We start from the raw sequence: 21,345 nt of genomic DNA on the forward strand, positions 1-21,345 counted from the left end.
CCGCATGCGCCCGGAGTAATACCGTTGCCGTCCGCCCATCCCGTCGAATCGCTCTATCACGACCACCACCGTTGGCTCACCGGCTGGTTGCGGCGCAGACTCGGCTGCCCGGAGAGCGCGGCCGATCTGGCTCAAGACACATTCATCCGCGTACTGACCGCGCGCGAACCGGCGCTGATCATCGAACCGCGCGCCTTCCTCACCACCCTCGCCAAACGCGTGCTGTTCAATCATTACCGCCGCCAGGATCTGGAACGCGCCTACCTCGAAACCCTGGCGCAGATGCCGGAGATGACTGCACCGTCGGAAGAAGACAAAGCGATCATCCTGCAAACCCTGATTGAGCTGGATCAGTTGCTCGACGGCTTGCCGCGTCTGGTCAAGCGCGCCTTTTTGCTGGCGCAGGTCGATGGCCTGACTTACCCGCAGATCGCCGCTGAATTGAACATCTCGGTGGCCACGGTCAAACGTCATTTGAACAAGGCAGCCATGCGCTGTTACTTCGCGCTATGAACCGCGTCCCGGATTTCTCCGCGCACGTAGCCGAGCAGGCGGTGCATTGGCTGATGGAAATGCAGCAGGGCACGCTCTCCCCGCGCCAGCAACAGGCCTGGCAGCAGTGGCTGGACGCGCACAGTGAACACCGTCGGGCATGGGACCACATCCAGCGAGTCAACCAGCGCTTGCGCGGTGTGTCTTCGCCGCTGGCACACGCGACCTTGAACGGAGCGAAGTCCGCCAGCCGTCGTCAGGCGTTGAAACTGCTGCTGATTGTCGGTGCCGGTTCAGCCGTCACCTGGAGCGTGCGCGAGCACAATCCGCTGCCGTCGCTGCTCGCCGATTACCGCAGCCCGGTGGGTGAGCGACGCAAGGTGGCGCTCGGCGCGGACAGCCAGTTGCAGATCAACACCGCGAGTGCGGCGGACGTGGACAACACGCGCCGGCTGATCCGTCTGCTGGAAGGCGAGATCCTCTTGAGCACCACGCAAGCGTTCGAAGTGCGCACGGCACAGGGCATTCTGAAAACCCGGGCGGCGCGCCTCAACGTGCGGCAATTTGCCGATCGCACCCAAGTGGCCGTGTTTGAAGGCCAGGTCGAATTGAACGCCCACGGGCGCGCACCGATGTTATTGCCCGTCGCCCGTCAGCTGAGTTTCAGCGCCACCTCGATCAGCGCAGCCAAGGCACTGGACGCCAACAGCGGCGCATGGGCCGAGGGCATGCTGGTTGCCGCGCACATGCGCCTGGGGGACTTTCTGGATGAGCTCGGTCGCTACCGTCGCGGGCAGTTGCATTGCGATGCCAGAGTGGCCGACCTGCTGATCTCCGGGACTTATCCACTGGACGACAGCGAACGGATTCTCGATCTGCTGCAAATCAGTCTGCCAGTGAACGTGCGGCGTTTTACCCGCTATTGGGTGAGCGTCGAAGCCCGGGTTTGAAACAAAACTGTGGCGAGGGAGCTTGCTCCCGCTGGCCTGCGCAGCAGGCCCCTTCTTCAATAAAGGGGCCGCTTCGCGCCCCAACGGGAGCAAGCTCCCTCGCCACAGAAAACAGTCGTTCAAAAAAATATTCGTAAACCGTGAGCCGTTTTTCAGATCTGGCGTGACAGAGAAGGAAAGCCCCCTTGATTCAACCTTCTCAGGATCATCGTTCATGCACCCGACCCGCCTCACGCCACTGGCCCGCAGCCTGCGTCATCTCGTTCTCGGCGCCAGCCTGAGCTTCAGCGCCCTGCCCGCCCTGGCCGCCGAAACCAAGGCCTATCACATCGCCCCGGCGTCGCTGGAAAACGCCCTCAACCAGTTTGGTCGTGAAGCCGGCGTGCTCATTTCCTTCGGCTCGCAGATCACCCACGGCGTGCAAAGCCGTGGCCTGGAAGGCAGCTACACCGCTGCGCAAGGTCTCGATGCCCTGCTCGAAGGCACCGGTCTGCAAGCCCGCGCCGAGGGCGACAATGCCTTCAGCCTGCAACCGGTGAGCGACACCGCGCTGGAGCTGGACACCTCGACAGTCGTTGGCGACTGGCTCGGCGACGCGGCGCAGGTCAACGTCTTCGAGCATCCGGGCGCCCGCGACGTGATCCGCCGCGAAGACTTCGAACGTCAGGGCGCGACTCAGGCGCGCGACGTGCTCAACCGCATTCCCGGGGTCAACGCCCCGGAAAACAATGGCACCGGCAGTCACGACATGGCGCTGAACTTCGGCATCCGTGGCCTCAACCCACGGCTGGCGGCGCGCTCGACGGTGCTGATGGACGGCATTCCCGTGCCCTTCGCCCCTTATGGTCAGCCGCAGTTGTCGTTTGCGCCGATCAGCATGGGCAACATGGATGCGGTGGACGTGGTGCGTGGCGGCGGCGCCGTGCGTTATGGCCCGCAGAACGTCGGTGGCGTGGTCAACTTCGTGACCCGCGCCATCCCCGACGAACCGACGGTCAAGGGCGGCTTCCAGACGGAAACCAGCCCGTCGTCGAGCCATGACGGCTTCAAGACCAGCGCCAACCTGCTCGCGGGCGGCACCAATGACAATGGCCTGGGCGGCGCGCTGCTGTACTCCGGCACCCGGGGCGGCGACTGGCGTGAACACAGCGATACCGAGATTGACGACCTGATCCTCAAGGGCAAATACCAGCTCGACGAGGCCAACAGCTTCAACGCCATGGCCCAGTATTACGAGGGCAAGGCCGATATGCCCGGCGGCCTCAACGTCGCCGATTACGACGCTGATCCGTATCAGTCAACACGCCCGAAAGACCAGTTCTGGGGCCGTCGGACGATGTTCAACTTCGGCTATCGCTATCAGGAAGACCGTCGCGAATTCACCGCCAACACCTTCTTCACCAAGACCCTGCGCAGCGGTTATCTGGATCAGGGCAGCTTCCTCTCGCTGTCGCCGCGCGAGTACTGGGTACGCGGTTTCGAAACCCGGTTCGCCCAAGGCTTCGATCTCGGCCCGACCAGCCATGAAGTCGGCGTCGGCTACCGCTACATCAACGAGGCCGGCCATGAGTTGCGCTACCGCACGCCGATCAGCAGCAACCAATACCCGACCACCGACAGCCGCAACGACCGCGACACTCGGGGTGGCACCGAAGCCAATGCATTGTTCGTCGACGACCGCATCGACATCGGCAAATGGACCATCACCCCGGGCGTGCGCTACGAGATGATCGAGTCGCAGCAGACCAACAACCTGACCAACGCCAAATACAAGGGCGACTACAACACCGCGCTGCCAGCGCTGAACGTGCTGTATCACCTGAGCGACAGCTGGAATCTGTACGCCAACACCGAAGGCTCATTCGGCAGCGTGCAGTACAGCCAGATGCCCAATCGCGTGAGCAGCGGCGAAGTCAAACCGGAGAAGGCCCGCACCTGGGAACTCGGCACCCGTTACGACAACGGCGCCCTGCGAGCGGAAATCGGCGCATTCCTGATCAACTTCGACAACCAGTACGAAAGCAACCAGACCAACGATTCGGTGATCGCCCGTGGCGAGACCCGCCATCAAGGCATCGAGACCAGCGTCAATTACGCACTGGATGCCTTGAGCCCGGCGCTGGCCGGTTTCGATGTGTACGCGACTTACGCCTACGTCGACGCGACCATCCGCGAAGACGGGCCGAACAAGGGCAACCGCGTGCCGTTCTCGTCGAAACACAAAGGCACGATTGGCGTCGGTTATACCGAAGGGCCGTGGAAGCTGAATCTGGATAGCAGCTTCCAGAGCGACCAGTTTGCCGACAACGCCAACACCTCGACAGAAAGCGCCGACGGCAGCACTGGCAAGATCCCGGGCTACATGCTGTTCAGCAGCCGTGCGGGTTACGACTTTGGCCCGCAACTGTCGGATTTGAATGTGGCGGTGGGGGTGAAGAACATCTTCAACACCCAGTACTTCACCCGCTCGTTCGATGACAACAACAAGGGCAAGTACGTGGGTGAGCCGCGCACGGTTTATGTGCAGACGTCTGTAGCTTTCTAAAAAAACTGTGGCGAGGGAGCTGCTCCCGCTCGGCTGCGAAGCAGACGTAAATCCTGCTAATGCGGTCTGGCTGTTGGACGCCTTTGCAGGTGTTGGGGCCGCTTCGCCGCCCAGCGGGAGCAAGCTCCCTCGCCACACTGTTCAGCAACACAAACAAAAACGGGCCTGCTTGCGCAGGCCCGTTCTCATGGGGTGGCTTGAAAAATCAGCGCATCAACTGTTGATCGCTGCCTGTTCATTCTCGAGAAATTCTTCCTCCAGCAGTGCGTCATTCGCCTTGCTGAATGGCACGATGGCGGCGCGGGGTTTGCCCCGCAGTTTGCCAAACAGGTGCTCCAGCGCGTGTTCCAGTTTTTCGGCTGCACCGTCGATCGCCTGTTCCAGCGAATCGGCTTTATGGGTGACGGAAATCGGTTGATGGCCTTTTGGCCGCGCTTCCAGTTGGCAGCGCAAGTCATGGGGACCTGGTTTGTCACCGTTCTCGTCGCTCAGGTGGACTTCGACACGGGTCAGGTCTTCTTCATAACGTTCGAGCGTGCTCTCAATGGTTGTACGTACCCACTCCTCCAGTCGTTGACTACTTTGAATATGGTTATCGCTGTTGACTTGGATTTGCATAGTTCATCCCTTATTTCAGCTAGCTCGCGAGAGGCCTTGAATTGAATTTCTTGACCTCTTGGTTACAACAATCGGCCCGACTGACGAACATTTCAACCCCTGAAAAAAGATAAATATTCATTCGCAAAAAAAGCCGGACAACCGAGCAAGTCACTGGTAAGGTCGGGAGTTGGGTCGCCACGCAACCCTGCAAAATCTGCTCACAATTGCCCGTCGTTCAACGGGTGCAAGCTGCGGAAAATCGCCGCTTCCTCCACCAGCCAGTCATGTACGGCACGCACGCCCGGATGGCTCAACGCCCCCGGCGCATACAACAAAACGTAACGTTTGTGATTGGGCACCGACAGCCCGAACGGCACAATCAAAGTCCCCCGCTCCAGCTCATCGTTGAGCAACGTCCGCCGGGCAATCGCCACACCCATGCCGGCGATGGCCGCTTCGATGGTCAGGTGATTGCGATTGAAGGTGTGGCCGCGCCGGACATCGGCGCCTTCGAAGCCGATCGCGTTGAGATAGAACTCCCATTCCGCATATTCGTAACTGCCGCGCCAGGCGGTGATGTCGTGCAGCAGCGGGAAATGCCCCAGATCCGCCGGCCCATGCAGCGGCGGGCGCCCACGCAGCAGGCTCGGCGCGCACACCGGGAAAATCTGCTCATCGAGCAAGGCTGTGGATAACAGTCCCGGGTAGCTGCCGTCGTTCAGGTCAATCGCCAGATCAAAGTCGCCCTCGTGCAACGGCACACTGCTGTCCTCGGCCACCAGGCGCAACTGGATGTCCGGATAGCGCTGTTGCAGGCGGGGCAGACGCGGGGTCAGCCATTTGCTGAGGAACGACGGAATCGAGCGCACCCGCAGAATCCCGCTGATCATTCCGGCATCCAGTCGGCGCAATTCAGCATCGATGCTGCCGTAGGCCTCATTGACCGTAATCGCCAGCCGCTGCCCTTCCGCACTCAGTTCCACCCCCCGCGCCCGGCGGTGGAACAGGCGAAAGCCGAGGCGCTCTTCCAGTTGGCGAATCTGCTGACTGACGGCCCCCGGGGTGATGTGCAGTTCTTCTGCGCAACGGGTGAACGACAGGTGCCGCGCGGCACAGGAAAACACCTGCAGCCAGACGTAGGTCTGGGCGTGCAATTGACGACTCATCGTTTAGTCCTGCTAAAGGCTTTCTTAGGAAGTTTCGTTGGTCACGTAGGACCGAGGTAGGCAGTATCGCCGACATTGCGCTTGTCCTACAAAAAATGGCAGCGATTCCTACTCCATTGCTTGTAAGGGTTTAGCATGGCTATCAGTGTTTTCGATCTATTCAAAGTCGGCATCGGTCCGTCCAGTTCCCACACCGTCGGCCCGATGCGTGCCGCAGCTACCTTCGCCGAGGCGTTGATCGACCAACGGTTGCTCAACGATGTACGTCGGGTAGAAATCCGTTTGTACGGTTCGCTGTCGGCCACCGGTATTGGCCACGCCACCGACCGCGCCACGCTCATGGGGCTGATGGGCGAATGGCCGGACAGCGTTGATCCGGCGACCATCGACCCGCGCATCCAGCACCTGCGCGAAAGCGGTCTGCTGTCGCTGGCCGGGCAGCGAGACATTGCCTTCAACTGGCAGCACGATCTCCTGCTGCTGGACGAGAGCCTGCCCTACCACCCCAACGCCATGTCGCTGACAGCCTTTGGCGAAAGCGCCGAGTTGTTCACGCAAACGTACTACTCGATCGGCGGCGGTTTCATCATCGAAGCGGCGGAAGCCGAATCCGGTGTCGCCCCTGCCGGTGACGTCGTGCTGCCCTATGACTTTTCCAGCGCCGCCGAACTCCTCAGTCTGTGCAAGCAGCACGACTTGCGGGTCTCGGAGCTGATGATGGCCAACGAACGGGCCTGGCGCAGCGACGATGAAATTCGCCAAGGCCTGCTGCACATCTGGTCGGTGATGCGCGAGTGCGTCGAACAGGGCCTGCGCCACGAAGGCATCCTGCCCGGCGGGCTGAACGTGCCACGCCGTGCGGCGAAACTGCACCGCAGCCTGCTGGAAATCGGCAAGCCGAACGTGATCAGTTCGACGCTGTCGGCGATGGAGTGGGTCAACCTGTTCGCCCTCGCCGTCAACGAAGAGAACGCGGCCGGCGGGCGCATGGTGACCGCGCCGACCAACGGTGCGGCCGGGATCATTCCGGCGGTGCTGCACTACTACATGAAATTCAATCCGGACGCGTCCGACGATGATGTCGTCGCGTTCTTCATGGGCGCCGCCGCCGTCGGCATTCTGTGTAAGAAAAATGCCTCGATCTCCGGCGCCGAAGTCGGCTGCCAGGGCGAGGTCGGTTCGGCCTGCGCCATGGCCGCTGCGGGCCTGGCCGAAGTGCTCGGCGCCACCCCCGAGCAACTGGAAAACGCCGCCGAAATCGGCCTGGAACACAACCTCGGGCTGACCTGTGACCCGGTCGGCGGCCTGGTGCAGGTGCCGTGCATCGAGCGCAACGCCATCGCCGCGGTGAAAGCGATCAACGCCACACAAATGGCCCTGCGCGGCGACGGCAAACATTTCATTTCCCTCGACCGGGTGATCCGCACCATGCGCGATACCGGCGCCGACATGCACGACAAATACAAAGAGACTTCACGGGGCGGCCTGGCCGTGAGCTGGGTGGAGTGCTGACGCGCATTCCCTGACCGCCCCGGCCGGTCGCAACTTGCGGCCGGCCAACCGTGAGCCCGAGCAAAAATAATAACGAGGCAAAAACGATGACCGATGTACGTACACCTGCTGCCGAAAATCCCGCTGTAGATATCCCTCGCAACACCGAAACGGCCGACAAGGGCTGGAGCAAAGCCGACACCACCTGGATGCTCGGCCTGTACGGCACGGCGATCGGTGCCGGCACCTTATTCCTGCCGATCAACGCCGGTGTCGGCGGTTTCTGGCCGTTGCTGATTCTGGCGCTGCTGGCGTTCCCGATGACCTTCTTCGCCCACCGGGGCCTGACCCGCTTTGTGTTATCCGGGCGTTCGGGCGACATCACCGAAGTCGTCGAAGAGCACTTCGGCATCGGTGCCGGCAAGCTGATCACCCTCCTGTATTTCTTCGCGATCTTCCCGATCCTGCTGGTGTACAGCGTCGCGCTGACCAACACCCTGAGCAGTTTTCTCGAACACCAGTTACACATCGCCCCACCACCCCGGGCGGTCCTGTCACTGGCGCTGATCCTCGGCCTGATGGCGATCGTGCGCTGCGGGCAGAACGTGATCGTCAAAGCCATGAGCGTGCTGGTCTACCCGTTCGTCGCCGCCCTGCTGTTGCTCGGTCTGAGCCTGATCCCCAACTGGAACGGCGCGTTCTTTGCCAGCGCTCAAGAGGCGATGCCGCTGTCGACGTTCCTCAAGACCCTGTGGCTGGCGATTCCGGTGATGGTGTTCTCGTTCAACCATTCGCCGATCATCTCGGCGTTCGCCGTTGACCAGAAGCAGCGCTACGGCGCCCAGGCCGAGCGCAAGAGCAGCGGCATCCTCGCCATGGCCCACGGCATGATGGTGGTGACGGTGATGTTCTTCTGCTTCAGTTGCGTGCTGGCGCTGTCACCGGCGGATCTGGCCGCGGCGAAGGCGCAGAACATTTCGATCCTGTCGTACCTGGCCAACCACTTCCAGACCCCGGTCATCGCTTACGCCGCCCCGCTGATCGCGCTGGTGGCGATCACCAAATCCTTCCTCGGCCACTACATCGGCGCCAGCGAAGGCTTTCAGGGCATGATCGTCAAAAGCCTGCGCGGTCGAGGCAAGGTGATGTCGGCAAGCTGGCTGAACCGTGCGACCGCACTGTTCATGATCCTCAGCTGCTGGGCCGTCGCCACCTTCAACCCGAGCATCCTCGGAATGATCGAAACCCTTGGCGGGCCGGTCATCGCTTGCCTGTTGTTCCTGATGCCGATGTACGCCATCCGCCGCGTGCCAGCCTTGCGCCAGTATTCGGGACAGGTGTCTAACGTGTTCGTGGTGCTGATCGGCTTGATTGCACTGTCGGCGATCATCTATTCGGTTCTGCCCTGAAACGGGCCATAAACAAACAAGGCGAGCTGTGTGCTCGCCTTTTTTATGCCGTATTCATTGTTCGACAATTTTCCCGGCACAGCCCTTGCTACACACCTGTAGGAGCTCCCGAGGGCTGCAATCTTTTGATCTTCGTGACCGACATCAAAACATTGAAGATCAAAAAATCGCAGCCTGCGACAGCGCCTACACAGAAGCACTTGGCGAAATGGCCACGGAATGGCCGATGGTCCGGTATGGCGAACCAACCCGATCACGGCCGGTCAACAACTGCACGTTCAATCAGGCGGTGACGCATCATGGACAACCCTTTTCAGATCATTACCGATGCCTTCGCGCCGGACTATCAGATCAACCTGAGCATTCAGGGGCTGGACGGCAGCATCATGCTGACCCTGTCGGACAGGGGCCGCATCGTGGCCAAACGCATGATCAGCAGCGAACAACGCAACGATCCAGAGCGCTTGAAGCGACTGGTGCAAAGCATTCAATTCGGCATCGCCATCGAACAGGGCCACAGCGCCATGGCGATCCTCGAAGCGATGACCAGCGGCGCCGGGCTGCCGCCGCCACCGCAGCCAATCGACGGCCAGTCTCGACCGTCGGCAGGTCTTTAGAGCTCGCCCTTCTCGATCTCGGGGTGTTCGCCGGAACCGGCGCCGAGCTTGCGTTGCGGTTTCTCGATCTTCACCGAGGGAAATTGCGACGAGGCGTAACGCACCACCAGGATCGAGAACGCCAGCAGCAGAATCCCGCCGCACAGGTAGATGATGCCCATGTCCGGCGGGTTGTGGTGCGAGACGTTGGAGATCAGCAGACGGGTCAGCGCGGTGATCGCCACGTAGATCAGGAAGCGCACCGGCATGTGGTTGGTCTTGAAGTAGATCCCGACCATTGCCCCCAATTCGAGATAGATGAACAGCAGCAGGATGTCATCGATTTTGATATGGCCCTCTTCGAGCATGCCGAGAAATTCCATCACCGCAGCCCACGCGGTGACCGCACCAATGGCGAACAGCGCCAGGTAGTGGAAGGTCTCGACGAACAGGTTGCCCAGGGACTCGGCCAGTTGATGCACGTTTTGCCGCAGTTTCTCGGCCCAGTTGATTTTCACGATGATGTTCCTTAGCCCGACTCGGGCGGATGATGCGTGTTGGACGTGACGGTTTTCTGCACGTTTTGAGTTTCATGCAGAAAAGAGGCCACGCCATCATGGCGAGCTGGCGCAAAACCCGCGCCGTGGCGTTTGGTCGCACATGCCAGCCTGGCATCCAAACCTGTAGGAGCGCGCCGGCTCGCGAATGGCCGCCAGACCATCATCCCCTGACAAACCCCGAATCCGGTCTACATTGAAAAGCCACTACCCAAAGCGCAGGGATTCGCTTATCCTTTCGCTGTATATAAATACAGTAGTCGCTAAGACAACTAAATGTGAAGGCATGTGAGGTGGTGAATGGCCGTCGAAGTGGTATACCGCAGCAGCCGAGATCTGGAGCGCTTGTTCATGGATAAAGCCGAAGCTGACCGTCATGACAAAATGCTCGAACTGGCCGAGATGCTGTCCGAAGTGTTGCAAAAAGCCGTGCCGTCGCTGAACGAGCAACAGGTTGAAGAAGTCGGGATCTACATGGCAAAGAACCGCGATGTGTTCGCCAAAGCCTTCAAGAGCCAGCCTGATGCGCTGTCCGAGCTGATCAACGCACCGGCCGAACCTGTGGCTGAAGTGGCTGAGTCGGCAGAATCCGATGAAGCGCCGGCCAAACCGGCAAAAGCGGCGAAAGCTGCCAAGTAATCGTCGCCTGATCAAAAGATCGCAGCCTGCGGCAGCTCCTACATTTGGAATGTGTATTCCCTGTAGGAGCTGCCGAAGGCTGCGATCTTTTGCATTTCAGCGATACAAAACCTTCTCCGCCAACTCATCGGCCACCCGCGCCGGCGAGCGCTTCTCGGCCTGTGCATGGGCGAACACTTCGGTCAGTCGCGAGGAAATCTTCGACAGATGCGCGGTAATCGTCCCCAACGCTTCGCCGCGATGCTTGAGCGAGACGTAGATCAGGCCACCGGCATTGATCACATAGTCCGGCGCGTAGAGGATCCCGCGTCGCTCGAGTTGGTCGGCCACGTCCAGATGCGTCAACTGATTGTTCGCCGAGCCCGCCACCGCCGAGCAGCGCAGTTGCGTCACCGTGTGACTGTTGAGCACCCCGCCCAGGCCGCACGGTGCGAGGATGTCGCAAGGCGTGCTGAGCAACGCATCGTTGGCGATCGGATGCGCATTGAGCTGCTCCATCGCCAGTTGCACCTTGCCGTGATCGATGTCGCTGACCAGCAATTCAGCGCCTGCCGCATGCAGTTGCTCGGCCAGTGCGTAACCGACGTTGCCCAAGCCCTGAATCGCCACGCGCAGGCCTTCGAGGTTGTCACTGCCCAACCGCGCCATCGCCGTGGCACGAATCCCGGTGAACACGCCCATCGCCGCATGCGGTGCCGGGTCGCCCGCTGATGTTGTGCTGGTGACATGTTGAGTCTGCTGGGCGATGCAATCCATGTCCGCCACCGAGGTGCCGCTGTCGATGGCGGTGATGTAGCGACCGTCGAGCTGATTGATGCAGCGACCAAAGGCTTCGAACAACGCCGCGCGATTTTCCACATGCGCCGGGCGCACAATCACCGCAACGCCGCCGCCCTGGTCGAGACCGGCCAGTGCAGCCTTGTAGCTCATGCCTTGCGCCAGGCGAATGGCGTCCTCGACTGCGGATTCGTCGTTGGGATAGGCGAGATAACGGCAACCGCCCAGGGCTGGGCCGAGGCGACTGTTATGAATGGCAATGACCGCCTTCAACCCGGTGATCGGGTCAACGCTGAGGTGCAGCGATTCCAGGCGAGTGCTTTGCATGAGAGCGAACATCGGCAGGCTCCCGAATCACTTCTGGTAGACGCCAGTATAGGCTTGCGCCCAAAAATTGCTGAAGCGCGCCGGAATAAGCGCCCGCGTTGACGGCGACTTTGCGGCATAACCTGAGGCCGTCACGGCTCAGCACTGGACGAATGGCACGGACGGGGCTAAAACGAGGCATTCCCCGGAGATTCAGATGAGCCCGCGCCAACGTTTTTTCGAGTGTCTGCACCGATCACCGCCCGCGCTGTTCGAAGCCGCGCTGTGGATGGCCGCCGAGCACGAAAAAGGCCTGGATGTCGAAGCCCTGCAACAGGATTTCAAGGAACTGCAACAGCGCGTCAGCTACGGTCTGCCGATGCTGCCGGTCAGCGAACTGGCGCAGCCGTTGTTGCGGCGCATGAATGATCTGGGGTTTGCTCAGGATGATTTTCTGCCGCTACGCACGCAGGTCGCGCTGCTGCACAAGGTGCTGCAAACTCGTCGAGGGCAGCCGCTGACACTGTCCTTGATTGCCCTGCAACTGGCGCGCGGGCTGGAAATTCCGCTGGTGGGCGTGAACTTCCCCGGGCATTTCCTGCTGCGGGTGCCCGGTGCTGATCACTTGCTTGATCCCTGCGGCGGCCGGCGGCTGTATCCCAACGATTGCCGCGAGTTGTTGCAGCGCCAGTACGGCGCGCACCTGAAACTCAACGCCGAACACCTGGCAGCGGCCACACCGATGCAGATGCTGCAACGCTTGTCTCGTAATCTGCGGCAGTTGCACCTGAGCCACGAGGACTACATCGCCGCGTTGATCGATGCCGAACGGGTGCTGGAACTGGGCAGCGCCAGCGCCGCCGATTATCTGGCCCGCGCCAGCCTCTACCAACGCCTCGACTGCCCCAACGCCGAGCGCTTTGATCTGGAACACGCCTTGCTGCTCAGCGACGATCCGATCCAGCGCCTGCGCCTGACTGAACGGCTTGGTCACTTACCGCCAAATTCCGTGGTCCACTAAACGCCTTTTTGCCGGAGTGAACCTGCTCGCGATGCAGGCGACGCCGATCTTCCTGTCAGACCGCGTTATCGTTCTTCGCCAGCAGGCTGGCTCCCGCATTCGACGGGATGGACTCGGAGGGTGCGCGCACCTGAATGATCAGCAACGCCGCGATGACCGCCGGGATCGCGCAGAAAAAGAAAATCTGCGCCACCGGAATGTGCATCGCCAGCAACATGCTGCCTAACAGCGGCCCGAGGATCGAACCGAATCGCCCTACCCCCAGCGCCCAGCCAGTGCCCGTGGCGCGCACATGGGCCGGGTAGAAGTTACTGGCGAAGGCGTTCAGCGTCAGTTGCCCACCAATGATGCAGAAGCCGGCCGCAAACACGCAGGCCACCAGATAACGCGGATTGTCGTGATTCAGCCCCAACAGAATCGTACACACCGCCGCCCCGGCCAACACCGCGCAGAGCAGGCGTACCTTGCGTTTCAAGCGGTCGGCGATCCACGCCATGCACACGGCGCCCAAGGTCCCGGCGAACAGAAACATCGAGGTCACCAGGTTGGCTTCATTGAGTTTCAGGCCGCTTTCCAGCAGCAGGGTCGGCAGCCAGCTGATCATGAAATACAACAGAATCAGGCTGACAAAAAACGTCGCCCAGATCAGCAGTGTCGGACGTGCATAACCATTGCGGAACAACTCGACCACCGTCAGTGTGCTGCCCTGTTCGCGCTCGTTCTGTTCGAGCGAGGCGGCCGGCGGTTGCCAGTCCGGCAACATCCGCGCGGTGACTTTGCGCAGGCGCGCATAGGGCGGTGCGTCACGCAGTAACCGTGGCAGCGATTCGGGCAGCATCCACCACAAAAACGGAAACAGCAGCAGCGGCGTGACGCCACCGGCGAGGAACACCGCTTGCCAGCCAAAGCGGTCGATGAAGCCCGCCGCGACAAAACCGCCCGCCGCACCACCAAAGGAAAAACCACAGGCGGCCAGGGTCACCATCAACGTGCGCAGACGCGGCGGTGAGTATTCCGACATCAAGGCCATGGCGCTGGGCATCGCCCCGCCCATGCCGATGCCGCAGATGAAGCGCGCGACCATCAGGGTGTTGAGGGAATCGGCGAAGACCATCAGCACCGTCAGGCTGGCGTAGATCAGCACGCACGCCAGCAAAATCCGCCGCACGCCGAAGCGATCGGCCAGTGGCGTGACCGCGAGGGAACCGAGGGTGAGGCCCAACAGGTTGGCACTGAAAACAGGCCCGAACGCGGCTTTCTCCAGCCCCCAATCCTGCGCCAGCGCCGGCACCACGTAACCCAGCACCTGGGCGTCATAACCGTCGGTGACCAGCAACAAGGCGAGCAGGATCAAGAGCAACCATTGATAGCGGGACACAGGACGGGCGTCGAGTGCCGCGCGGAAGCTGGCAATCTGGTTATGCATCGCAAGGTACCTGTTTTGTTTTTATGATTTTTTTGCGTGGATCAACGCCGAACCTTGTGGGAGCGAGCAGGCTCGCTCCCACAAGGGGGATTACGGTGTGTCTGGTTGATTGGCCGGATGCGCCTTGATGAACGCTGGATGATCAGCGGCCAACGCCGCCACCCGACGAATTCGTGGATAAGCCTCCAGCGACACATTGAAGCGCTCGGCCGCGTACAACTGCGGGATCAGGTAGACGTCCGCCACGCACGGCCACTCACCGAAACAGAAACCGCTGTCACCGATCAACTGCTCGACGGTCGCCAGCCCTTGACCGATCCAGTGCGCGATCCACTCCACCACCTGCGGCTCTTCGTGGCCCAACTGACGCAGGCGATTGAGCACGCTGACGTTGTGCAGCGGATGCACGTCGCAGCCGATCACCGCCGCCACCCCCCGCACATGGGCGCGGGCAGTGAGGTCTTCGGGTAGCAGCGGCTGCTGTGGATAACGTTCCTCCAGGTACTCGATGATCGCTGGCGACTGAATCAGCAACTCGCCGTCATCGGTACGCAAGGCCGGCACCCGGCCCTGTGGGTTGATTGCCAGATACGCCGCTTGCCGATGTTCGCCACCGGCCGCCGCGATCAGGTTGACCGGCAGCGCCTGATAGTCGAGGCCCTTCAGCGCCAGGGCAATGCGCACGCGGTACGACGATGTGGAGCGGTAGTAGGTGTAAAGATCCATGAGCCGCTCCTGTCAGCGCGCCGCCAGCACTTTGCCACGGCACTCGCCGAAGCCGATGGAGGCAAAACCGTCACGGGCGCAGCGCGCGCGCAGGATGATTTCGTCGCCGTCCTCAAGGAATTTGCGCACTTCGCCGGAGGCCAGTTCGATCGGTTTTTTACCGCCCTCGGTGATTTCCAGCAGGCTGCCGAACTGACCGCTTTGCGGGCCGGACAAGGTGCCCGAGCCGAACAGGTCACCGGCCTGCAACTGGCAACCGTTGACGCTGTGATGCGCGACCATTTGCGCGACCGTCCAGTACATGTAGCGGGTGTTGCTCAGGGTCAGGCGATGGGCCGGCAGATTCTGCTCGCGCATGGCTTCAGTGAGCAGCAGCACTTCCAGCTCGATATCGAAAGCGCCACCGTCCTGATCGCGTTTGTCGAACAGGTACGGCAGCGGCTGCGGATCACCTTCCGGACGCGCAGGTTGCGCGGTGCGGAAAGGCTCCAGCGCCTCGGCGGTCACCACCCACGGCGAAACACTGGTAATGAAACTCTTGGACAGGAACGGCCCCAGCGGCTGGTATTCCCAGGCCTGGATGTCACGGGCCGACCAGTCGTTGAGCAGGCAGAAACCGGCGATGTGTTCAGCGGCGTCACCGATGGCAATCGGCTCGCCCATTTCGTTGCCCTGACCGATCCAGATACCCAGTTCCAGTTCGTAGTCCAGACGTGCACAAGGGCCGAAGGTCGGCTCGCTCGCGCCGGCCGGCAGGGTCTGGCCTTTCGGGCGGCGCACGCCGGTGCCGGAGGCGCGCACGGTGGAGGCGCGACCGTGGTAGCCGATCGGCACGTGCTTGTAGTTCGGCAGCAGTGGATTGTCCGGACGGAACAGTTTGCCGACATTCTGTGCGTGCTCGATGCCCACATAGAAGTCGGTGTAATCGCTGATGCGCGCCGGCAGGTGCAGTTGGCAATCGGCCGCCAGTGGCAGCAGTGTTGCGCCTTGGGCTTCGATGGCGCCGCGATGGGTGCTGCCCTCGCTGAACAATTCCAGCAAGCGGGTGCGCAAGGCTACGCGAGCCTCGCGACCGAGGTCGAAGAAGGCGTTCAACAGGCCGCCTTGCATGGCTTCGACTGCACGACGCGCCTCGCCATCGAACAGGCCGGCTTCGAGCGCCACCTGCAGATCGAAGATGTGTTCACCGATCGCCACGCCGGCATGCGGCGCCGAGCCGTTGAGGCTGAACACGCCCAGCGGCAGGTTCTGCAACGGGAAATCCGCGTGGCCGTTGGCCGAAGCAACCCAGCTGCGGGTAATGGAAGTCTGAGTCATGGGTTATCTCCGGGTCGGGTCGAACGTGGCGGGCAGCGTGGCCCAGCAGGCGTCGTAAGTGGATTGCAGTTGCGGGCAGTCGAGGGCGAAGCGGCTTGGGCGCAGCACCTGACTGGTCTCGAACATGAAGGCCATGGTGTTGTCGATCTTCGCCGGCTTGAGCTCGGCATTGATCGCTTTGGTGCAGGTCTCGCCGTCCGGGCCGTGGGCGCTCATGCAGCTGTGCAGCGACGCGCCGCCGGGCACGAAACCTTCAGCCTTGGCGTCGTATTCGCCCTGGATCAGGCCCATGAACTCGTTCATCAGGTTGCGGTGGAACCACGGCGGACGGAAGGTGTTCTCGGCGACCATCCAGCGTGGCGGGAAGATCACGAAGTCGAGGTTGGCCATACCATGCACGCTGGTCGGCGAAGTCAGCACGGTGAAGATCGACGGATCGGGATGATCGAAACTCACCGTGCCGATGGTGTTGAAGCGGCGCAGATCGTATTTGTACGGCACGTTGTTGCCGTGCCAGGCGACCACGTTCAGCGGCGAATGATCGAGCTCGGTGCCCCACAACTGGCCGAGGAATTTCTGCACCAGCGTGGTCGGCTGCCGCAGGTTTTCGTAAGCGGCGACCGGGGTGAGGAAGTCCCGCGGATTGGCCAGGCCGTTGCTGCCGATCGGCCCCAGATCCGGCAGGCGCAGTGGCGCACCGTGGTTCTCGGCAACGTAACCGCGCGCCTGCGGATCGAGCAGTTCAACGCGGAATTTCAGACCACGCGGTAGCACGGCGATTTCCAGCGGCGCGACGTCGAGCACACCGAGTTCAGTGGCAATGCGCAGCCGCCCCAGTTGCGGCACCAGCAGCAGTTCGCCGTCGGCGTTGTAGAACACCCGCTCCATCGAGCGGTTGGCGCAATAGTTGTAGATGCTGATGCCGGCTGGTTTTTCCGCCGCCGAGTTGGCGACCATGCCGACCAGGCCGTCGATGAAGTCGGTCGGCTCGGCGGGGATCTGCAGCGGGTTCCAGCGCAGGCGATTGGGGGTCACTTCACCCAATGGGCCGCCGGCCAGTTGCCGCTCCAGTTTGACGAAGGCCGGGTGATTGGCCGACGGCTGAATCCGGTACAGCCAGGTGCGCCGCGCTTCACTGCGGGTCATGGTGAACGCTGTGCCGGAGAGCAATTCGGTGTAGAGACCGTACGGGGCTTTTTGCGGGGAGTTCTGGCCGATGGGCAGGGCGCCGGGCAACGCTTCACTGCTGAATTCGTTGCCGAAACCGGACTGGTACGCCAGCTCCGACGCGTTTGATTCGAGGTTCATGGAGCCTCCTGAACAGGGAGTCGGCAGTGGCCCATCGCTCTGGCTCAGAGGTTTCGGCACGCCGGGGTTGTTATTATCGTAATTCGATTACGCATAACGTAATTTGCTCGCTATCCAGCGTCAAGCTATAAAGACGCCCATTCGTTTTCGGATCCCGGCCGCACCATGGAAAAAACCAGCGACAGCAACGGCAAACAGAAAGTCCGCTCCGCCGAAGTCGGCACCGACATCCTCAAGGCGTTGGCCGAGTTGTCGCCCTCCACCTCGCTGTCGCGTCTGGCAGAGCATGTGCAGATGCCGGCGAGCAAGGTGCACCGTTATCTTCAGGCACTGATTGCCAGCGGCTTTGCCGAACAGAATGCCGCCACCAACCACTACGGCCTCGGTCGCGAAGCGTTGCGCGTGGGCCTGGCCGCCCTCAACAGTATGGACGTGCTGAAAGTCGCCGCCCTGCCCCTGTCCGAGTTGCGCGACGAGTTGAACGAAACCTGCTTCCTGGCGGTGTGGGGCAATCAGGGCGCGACGGTGGTGCACATCGAGCCGGCGGTGCGCGCAGTGACCGTGGTGACTCAGTTGGGGTCGGTATTGCCGCTGCTCAGCTCCTCGACAGGCCTGGTGTTCAGCGCCTACTTGCCGCATCGCGAAACCGATGAATTGCGTGAGCAGGAAATCGCCGTCGCCGGACATCCACTGGCCGAGCAAAACGCCTACACAGGTTTGTGCGAACAGATCCGCGAGCGCGGCCTGCATCATGTGCACGGGTTGTTGATGCCGGGCGTGGACGCGTTGTCGGCGCCGGTGTTCAACGCGGTCGGGCAGATCGCCGCCGTGCTGACCATAGTCGGACCGACCTCGCTGTTCCACGCCGACGAGAACGGCCCGGCGGCGCAGCGATTGCTGGCAGCCGCACAGGCCGTGAGTTGGCGCATGGGTTATCAGGCCGACGACCGCCTTCCCTGAAGGGCCGCCGACCATGGGTCGCAATCAGACCAGGGTGGTTTTACTGGAGGTGCCTTGCGGATCGTCAAGGATCTCCTGAATCACTTCCAGCACCCGCTTATGCAGTCGAGGCTGACCAGACGCCTCGGCGACCAGCTTTTCGATGGTGTACGTATCACCCAGCAGATCGATCAGGGTTTTCTGTGTCTTAGTGACCGATGACTTGGCAAACCCGGCCTTGCCCAGCGATGCCAGCTCGATCAGCGCATCCTTGAGATGACTCAAAGCCTTAGCCCGGTCACCGAGTCCATGCGCTTCAAAACCTTGCACCATCGCTTTGGTGAACAACACGGCGCTCAGCGCAATTCCGACAGGCGCGAATACGATACTGATGGCGCCCGCTGCCGCCACGGCCGCGTCGAAGAACAGGCCATTGACGATTTCCCGCAAGCTTCGGGTCTTTTCATCCACATCGGAAATAACCTTGTTCAAAAGGCTTTTGTAACAGTCATTGAAATCGGTGACGTGAATCCTGCCGTTCAGCGTTGGTGGGGTCGTGACGCGCGACAACTCTTCAAGATCACGCAGATAGGTGCCCACCTGCGGCTGATGTTTTACATGGAGCCGATCATAAAGATAGTCGCCCAGACCTCGCGTCTTGACCGCACTGACGAACTCGCTGAACGGGCGCAACTCGCGTCCATCCGGAGCATCAGGCGTGAACAGGTATTCAGCGACGCGCCCTTCCAGTTTCAGCCGGAACACATAGACACCCTCCACCGGCCGTAACAATAGAAACAACTGGTGCAGAACACTGTGCGTCACGTTGCCGAATGCATCGGCATTCTTGTTGATTCGGTTTCGATCATTTTCCGCGTAAAGGTCGACTACACCCAACAGTGCAGCAAAGTCCGCCTCGGGAAGTTGGCTATTGAACTTCGCCTGCATGATTGCCACCCGCATCCGCCGTTGCAGAATGGCCAAAGCCAGACCTCGCTTGAACAGGCCTTCGGGATGGGAGGCGTTGAGGTCAACCGAACGTAACTGATCAATGTACTGTTCTCCTGGCCGCAATGTTCTGGACCAACTGGCGATATCACGAATGTCCAGGCCGGTCACCGGCGGGTGCCCTTCGAGCAGCACGAAGCGCGGGTACAGCGGTTGGCCCGTTTGATCGGCGTAAAAGGCAACTTCACCAACGATCAACTCATGCAGGGTCATCCTCTGTCGTTCGTCGATCTGCACTTCGATCAGCTCAGGGTTGATGACCACCTTATGGCCTCGTTGCTGCAAGACTTCTTCGACGCGCGACTTGATCAGGTCGCGGCAGAATTTTTCATAGGACGCGAATCCGCCTTGCCGCACGTGCACGGTCTGCAGCGCCTTGAGCTCGTCATTGATCCTGGTGAACTGCTGACGCAGCTCTTCATCAGCGGTGCGGTAGCCGTAAGGCGTCTGACTTTCTTCCTCCGACACGCGCCACGCCCGCTCGTTGTTGACCAAGGGAAGGAGGACTTCGTCACCCTGATAGGGTGTCGGCGCCAATGCCACGCCGACCCAGGCGTTGGCACGCTGAGACGCTTGCTTGAGGTAAGCGGTGATACGCTCGCGATCCAGCGCATGGCTTTGCCAGGCCAGATAGTCACGCCCACGTGCCGTGGCTGTCCATGCCCCGATCTCAAGACTCAGAACCCTGAAGGAGGGCTTCTCGTACCAGTCCCGACCGTCGGGCGAACCCGGGGCATACAGCAACCAGCTCTCTTGGCTTTCACCACTATTGCCGACTGCAACCAGATCCTTGAGCGGGCGAGCGTCAGCCTGCAGCAGTAACGGCGCAATGATCAGCGCCGGGTCGCCGGCAACGGCACGTTGAATCCGCTGCCAGTTGTGGTCGTCCAGATGCCCCTGACACTTGGCGGCAAAACCGCTCAGTAACAGTTGACGACGTATGAGGTCATTCATGGCCGCCAATACGCCCTTGCGTTCATAGGCTTTACGCAAGTCCGTCGCGAACGCCACTCGAAAACTGAAGGTAAAGTGCTCTTCCAGCCATTGCTGGTTCAGACCGGTTGGCAGCCCGTCCCCGGAAAAAGTCAGGGTCCCACGCCTGCCCGGCTCATGCAGGCCATGCAGTAAAAGGTCTACCAGTGAACGCCGGTCCTCCTGAATGTACGTGCGGTCCGCCGCCTGGAAAACATAGCGCTCGTGAGTGGTGATCAAATCGGGATCCAGCGCATAGCCGAACTCGAATTGCAGCGCACGGCTCATCAGTGAGTGCGCGTAAGCACGCGAACTGCTGGCGCCTTGCAGTTGCCGGTCCAACTCCGCTTGACTGTCGAGCCACTCCCGCTCCAGCTCGCAATACTGAAGTTTTTCGCCGGCACCGATATCGTTCAGCCATGTCGGCGAAGTGCATTGAGCAGGAATGTTTACATTCATGACGTTCATTAATTACCCCTATTAAAGTTGATTAGCCAATTCAAGAATTGGACAACCAATCTAATTCGGAACAAACAAGCATCAAACATCATAACCAATACTAAAAAACCACAAACTTAACGGCATATGACGCTGCAATTACACTGAAACAAAAAATCGCCCACCTTAACAGCCATTTAACTAACTTTTCTTGCCAATGCCCTGCCTGGCTTACTCGTAACTATAACTTCACATCCGCATCGGCCCGACAGTTTCACATCATGCAAAGTTATCAGTAGGAAGTCGGCAATATATTGATTAGAAGATCGTGAGCCCCCGACTGCTGTTCACGCTTGACCGGTGAGGCGCAGTCAATCGCAGCCCTGCTGCACAGGGTACCGGCAGCATAAATATTCGCCCGCGCAGAGCAGGCTGACGTAATCGAGACGTCGGACTGTTGCATGCCCCGTAACAGTGCATGTCCGGAATCGCTATTTTTCCTTTGCGCTCAAGCGCTTATTCTGCACGGGCTTTCGCGGCACACGCCGCACAGCACGACGCCTTGGCCACTGAGCAATTCGCGTCATGGCTGACCAATTTCAGATGAGTCGAATTGTCGATTGATCGCCCCGGTGTTCACTGACGTTGATTTGTAGCTCCTT

Annotated in this window: 17 protein-coding genes and 1 pseudogene; 9 read left to right on the forward strand and 9 right to left on the reverse strand. The window is 60.8% G+C overall.

Annotated elements, in window-relative coordinates:
• Nucleotides 1-24: 24 nt before the first annotated feature.
• The 3 genes from HBN98_RS03955 to fecA all read left to right on the forward strand — a co-directional run bounded on the left by HBN98_RS03955 (nucleotide 25) and on the right by fecA (nucleotide 3,987).
• Entirely contained in the window at nucleotides 25-513 is a 489-nt protein-coding gene (locus tag HBN98_RS03955) for a sigma-70 family RNA polymerase sigma factor (RefSeq protein ID WP_064586039.1), read from the forward strand.
• A complete protein-coding gene (locus HBN98_RS03960; protein WP_083366971.1) occupies nucleotides 510-1,442 on the forward strand; it encodes a DUF4880 domain-containing protein in 933 nt (310 codons plus the stop codon). The genes HBN98_RS03955 and HBN98_RS03960 overlap by 4 nt, the downstream gene beginning before the upstream one ends.
• A gap of 214 nt (nucleotides 1,443-1,656) precedes the next feature.
• On the forward strand, nucleotides 1,657-3,987 hold the full coding sequence (gene fecA, locus HBN98_RS03965; RefSeq protein ID WP_083366972.1) for a TonB-dependent Fe(3+) dicitrate receptor FecA: 2,331 nt from the start codon (nucleotides 1,657-1,659) through the stop codon (nucleotides 3,985-3,987).
• A gap of 213 nt (nucleotides 3,988-4,200) precedes the next feature.
• Here fecA and HBN98_RS03970 read toward each other — a convergent pair whose 3' ends face one another.
• On the reverse strand, nucleotides 4,201-4,605 hold the full coding sequence (locus HBN98_RS03970; RefSeq protein WP_064586036.1) for an HPF/RaiA family ribosome-associated protein: 405 nt from the start codon (nucleotides 4,603-4,605) through the stop codon (nucleotides 4,201-4,203).
• Nucleotides 4,606-4,805: 200 nt separating this feature from the next.
• The gene (locus HBN98_RS03975; protein WP_083366973.1) at nucleotides 4,806-5,753 is read right to left on the reverse strand and encodes a LysR substrate-binding domain-containing protein; all 948 of its coding nucleotides are present in this window, start codon (nucleotides 5,751-5,753) and stop codon (nucleotides 4,806-4,808) included.
• 135 nt (nucleotides 5,754-5,888) lie between these two features.
• Between HBN98_RS03975 and HBN98_RS03980 the strand changes: the two genes are divergently transcribed.
• From HBN98_RS03980 to HBN98_RS03990, 3 genes are all read left to right on the forward strand, one after another.
• On the forward strand, nucleotides 5,889-7,265 hold the full coding sequence (locus HBN98_RS03980) for an L-serine ammonia-lyase (RefSeq protein ID WP_083366974.1): 1,377 nt from the start codon (nucleotides 5,889-5,891) through the stop codon (nucleotides 7,263-7,265).
• Between the two features lie 86 nt (nucleotides 7,266-7,351).
• Nucleotides 7,352-8,653, forward strand: coding sequence for an HAAAP family serine/threonine permease (locus HBN98_RS03985; protein ID WP_083366975.1), 1,302 nt, complete (start codon nucleotides 7,352-7,354; stop codon nucleotides 8,651-8,653).
• 299 nt (nucleotides 8,654-8,952) lie between these two features.
• Complete coding sequence (locus HBN98_RS03990) at nucleotides 8,953-9,270, forward strand: DUF3509 domain-containing protein (RefSeq protein ID WP_064586032.1); 318 nt, start codon at nucleotides 8,953-8,955, stop codon at nucleotides 9,268-9,270.
• On the opposite strand, the gene HBN98_RS03995 is transcribed toward HBN98_RS03990, so the two are convergent.
• A complete protein-coding gene (locus tag HBN98_RS03995; RefSeq protein WP_003221775.1) occupies nucleotides 9,267-9,767 on the reverse strand; it encodes a phosphate-starvation-inducible protein PsiE in 501 nt (166 codons plus the stop codon). The two genes, HBN98_RS03990 and HBN98_RS03995, sit on opposite strands and share 4 nt — an antisense overlap.
• 339 nt (nucleotides 9,768-10,106) lie before the next feature.
• Between HBN98_RS03995 and HBN98_RS04000 the strand changes: the two are divergent.
• Nucleotides 10,107-10,361, forward strand: a pseudogene (locus tag HBN98_RS04000) (YebG family protein); the annotation flags it as partial.
• Between the two features lie 180 nt (nucleotides 10,362-10,541).
• Here HBN98_RS04000 and HBN98_RS04005 read toward each other — a convergent pair.
• The gene (locus HBN98_RS04005; protein WP_064586030.1) at nucleotides 10,542-11,561 is read right to left on the reverse strand and encodes a Glu/Leu/Phe/Val dehydrogenase family protein; all 1,020 of its coding nucleotides are present in this window, start codon (nucleotides 11,559-11,561) and stop codon (nucleotides 10,542-10,544) included.
• A gap of 184 nt (nucleotides 11,562-11,745) precedes the next feature.
• Here HBN98_RS04005 and HBN98_RS04010 point away from each other — a divergent pair, with 184 nt between their 5' ends.
• Nucleotides 11,746-12,549: a SirB1 family protein gene (locus tag HBN98_RS04010; protein ID WP_083366976.1), complete on the forward strand. Its 804-nt coding sequence runs from the start codon at nucleotides 11,746-11,748 to the stop codon at nucleotides 12,547-12,549.
• 55 nt (nucleotides 12,550-12,604) lie between these two features.
• Here the strand turns inward: HBN98_RS04010 and HBN98_RS04015 are convergent, their stop codons facing one another.
• The 4 genes from HBN98_RS04015 to hmgA form a co-directional block, all read right to left on the reverse strand.
• A complete protein-coding gene (locus tag HBN98_RS04015; protein ID WP_083366977.1) occupies nucleotides 12,605-13,975 on the reverse strand; it encodes an MFS transporter in 1,371 nt (456 codons plus the stop codon).
• Nucleotides 13,976-14,065: 90 nt separating this feature from the next.
• The gene (gene maiA, locus HBN98_RS04020; protein ID WP_083366978.1) at nucleotides 14,066-14,701 is read right to left on the reverse strand and encodes a maleylacetoacetate isomerase; all 636 of its coding nucleotides are present in this window, start codon (nucleotides 14,699-14,701) and stop codon (nucleotides 14,066-14,068) included.
• Between the two features lie 12 nt (nucleotides 14,702-14,713).
• Entirely contained in the window at nucleotides 14,714-16,018 is a 1,305-nt protein-coding gene (gene fahA, locus HBN98_RS04025; protein WP_083366979.1) for a fumarylacetoacetase, read from the reverse strand.
• Nucleotides 16,019-16,021: 3 nt separating this feature from the next.
• Entirely contained in the window at nucleotides 16,022-17,326 is a 1,305-nt protein-coding gene (gene hmgA, locus HBN98_RS04030; protein WP_083366980.1) for a homogentisate 1,2-dioxygenase, read from the reverse strand.
• A gap of 165 nt (nucleotides 17,327-17,491) precedes the next feature.
• Here hmgA and HBN98_RS04035 point away from each other — a divergent pair, with 165 nt between their 5' ends.
• Entirely contained in the window at nucleotides 17,492-18,286 is a 795-nt protein-coding gene (locus tag HBN98_RS04035; protein WP_083366981.1) for an IclR family transcriptional regulator, read from the forward strand.
• Between the two features lie 24 nt (nucleotides 18,287-18,310).
• On the opposite strand, the gene HBN98_RS04040 is transcribed toward HBN98_RS04035, so the two are convergent.
• Nucleotides 18,311-20,713 (reverse strand): dermonecrotic toxin domain-containing protein, encoded by a 2,403-nt coding sequence (locus HBN98_RS04040; protein ID WP_083366982.1) that lies wholly within the window; start codon nucleotides 20,711-20,713, stop codon nucleotides 18,311-18,313.
• Nucleotides 20,714-21,345: the final 632 nt, after the last annotated feature.

This window comes from Pseudomonas koreensis (assembly GCF_012986595.1).
GTDB classification, from domain to species: domain Bacteria; phylum Pseudomonadota; class Gammaproteobacteria; order Pseudomonadales; family Pseudomonadaceae; genus Aquipseudomonas; species Aquipseudomonas koreensis.

What these genes read in the sequence shown, in the direction of transcription:
- HBN98_RS03975 (WP_083366973.1), bottom strand. Translation starts at nt 5,753, where the DNA reads ATGAGTCGTCAATTGCACGCCCAGACCTACGTCTGGCTGCAGGTGTTT.
- HBN98_RS04005 (WP_064586030.1), bottom strand. Translation starts at nt 11,561, where the DNA reads ATGTTCGCTCTCATGCAAAGCACTCGCCTGGAATCGCTGCACCTCAGC.
- HBN98_RS03970 (WP_064586036.1), bottom strand. Translation starts at nt 4,605, where the DNA reads ATGCAAATCCAAGTCAACAGCGATAACCATATTCAAAGTAGTCAACGA.
- HBN98_RS03985 (WP_083366975.1), top strand. Translation starts at nt 7,352, where the DNA reads ATGACCGATGTACGTACACCTGCTGCCGAAAATCCCGCTGTAGATATC.
- fecA (WP_083366972.1), top strand. Translation starts at nt 1,657, where the DNA reads ATGCACCCGACCCGCCTCACGCCACTGGCCCGCAGCCTGCGTCATCTC.
- fahA (WP_083366979.1), bottom strand. Translation starts at nt 16,018, where the DNA reads ATGACTCAGACTTCCATTACCCGCAGCTGGGTTGCTTCGGCCAACGGC.
- HBN98_RS04035 (WP_083366981.1), top strand. Translation starts at nt 17,492, where the DNA reads ATGGAAAAAACCAGCGACAGCAACGGCAAACAGAAAGTCCGCTCCGCC.
- maiA (WP_083366978.1), bottom strand. Translation starts at nt 14,701, where the DNA reads ATGGATCTTTACACCTACTACCGCTCCACATCGTCGTACCGCGTGCGC.
- hmgA (WP_083366980.1), bottom strand. Translation starts at nt 17,326, where the DNA reads ATGAACCTCGAATCAAACGCGTCGGAGCTGGCGTACCAGTCCGGTTTC.
- HBN98_RS03990 (WP_064586032.1), top strand. Translation starts at nt 8,953, where the DNA reads ATGGACAACCCTTTTCAGATCATTACCGATGCCTTCGCGCCGGACTAT.
- HBN98_RS04010 (WP_083366976.1), top strand. Translation starts at nt 11,746, where the DNA reads ATGAGCCCGCGCCAACGTTTTTTCGAGTGTCTGCACCGATCACCGCCC.
- HBN98_RS03980 (WP_083366974.1), top strand. Translation starts at nt 5,889, where the DNA reads ATGGCTATCAGTGTTTTCGATCTATTCAAAGTCGGCATCGGTCCGTCC.
- HBN98_RS04015 (WP_083366977.1), bottom strand. Translation starts at nt 13,975, where the DNA reads ATGCATAACCAGATTGCCAGCTTCCGCGCGGCACTCGACGCCCGTCCT.
- HBN98_RS04040 (WP_083366982.1), bottom strand. Translation starts at nt 20,713, where the DNA reads ATGAACGTCATGAATGTAAACATTCCTGCTCAATGCACTTCGCCGACA.
- HBN98_RS03960 (WP_083366971.1), top strand. Translation starts at nt 510, where the DNA reads ATGAACCGCGTCCCGGATTTCTCCGCGCACGTAGCCGAGCAGGCGGTG.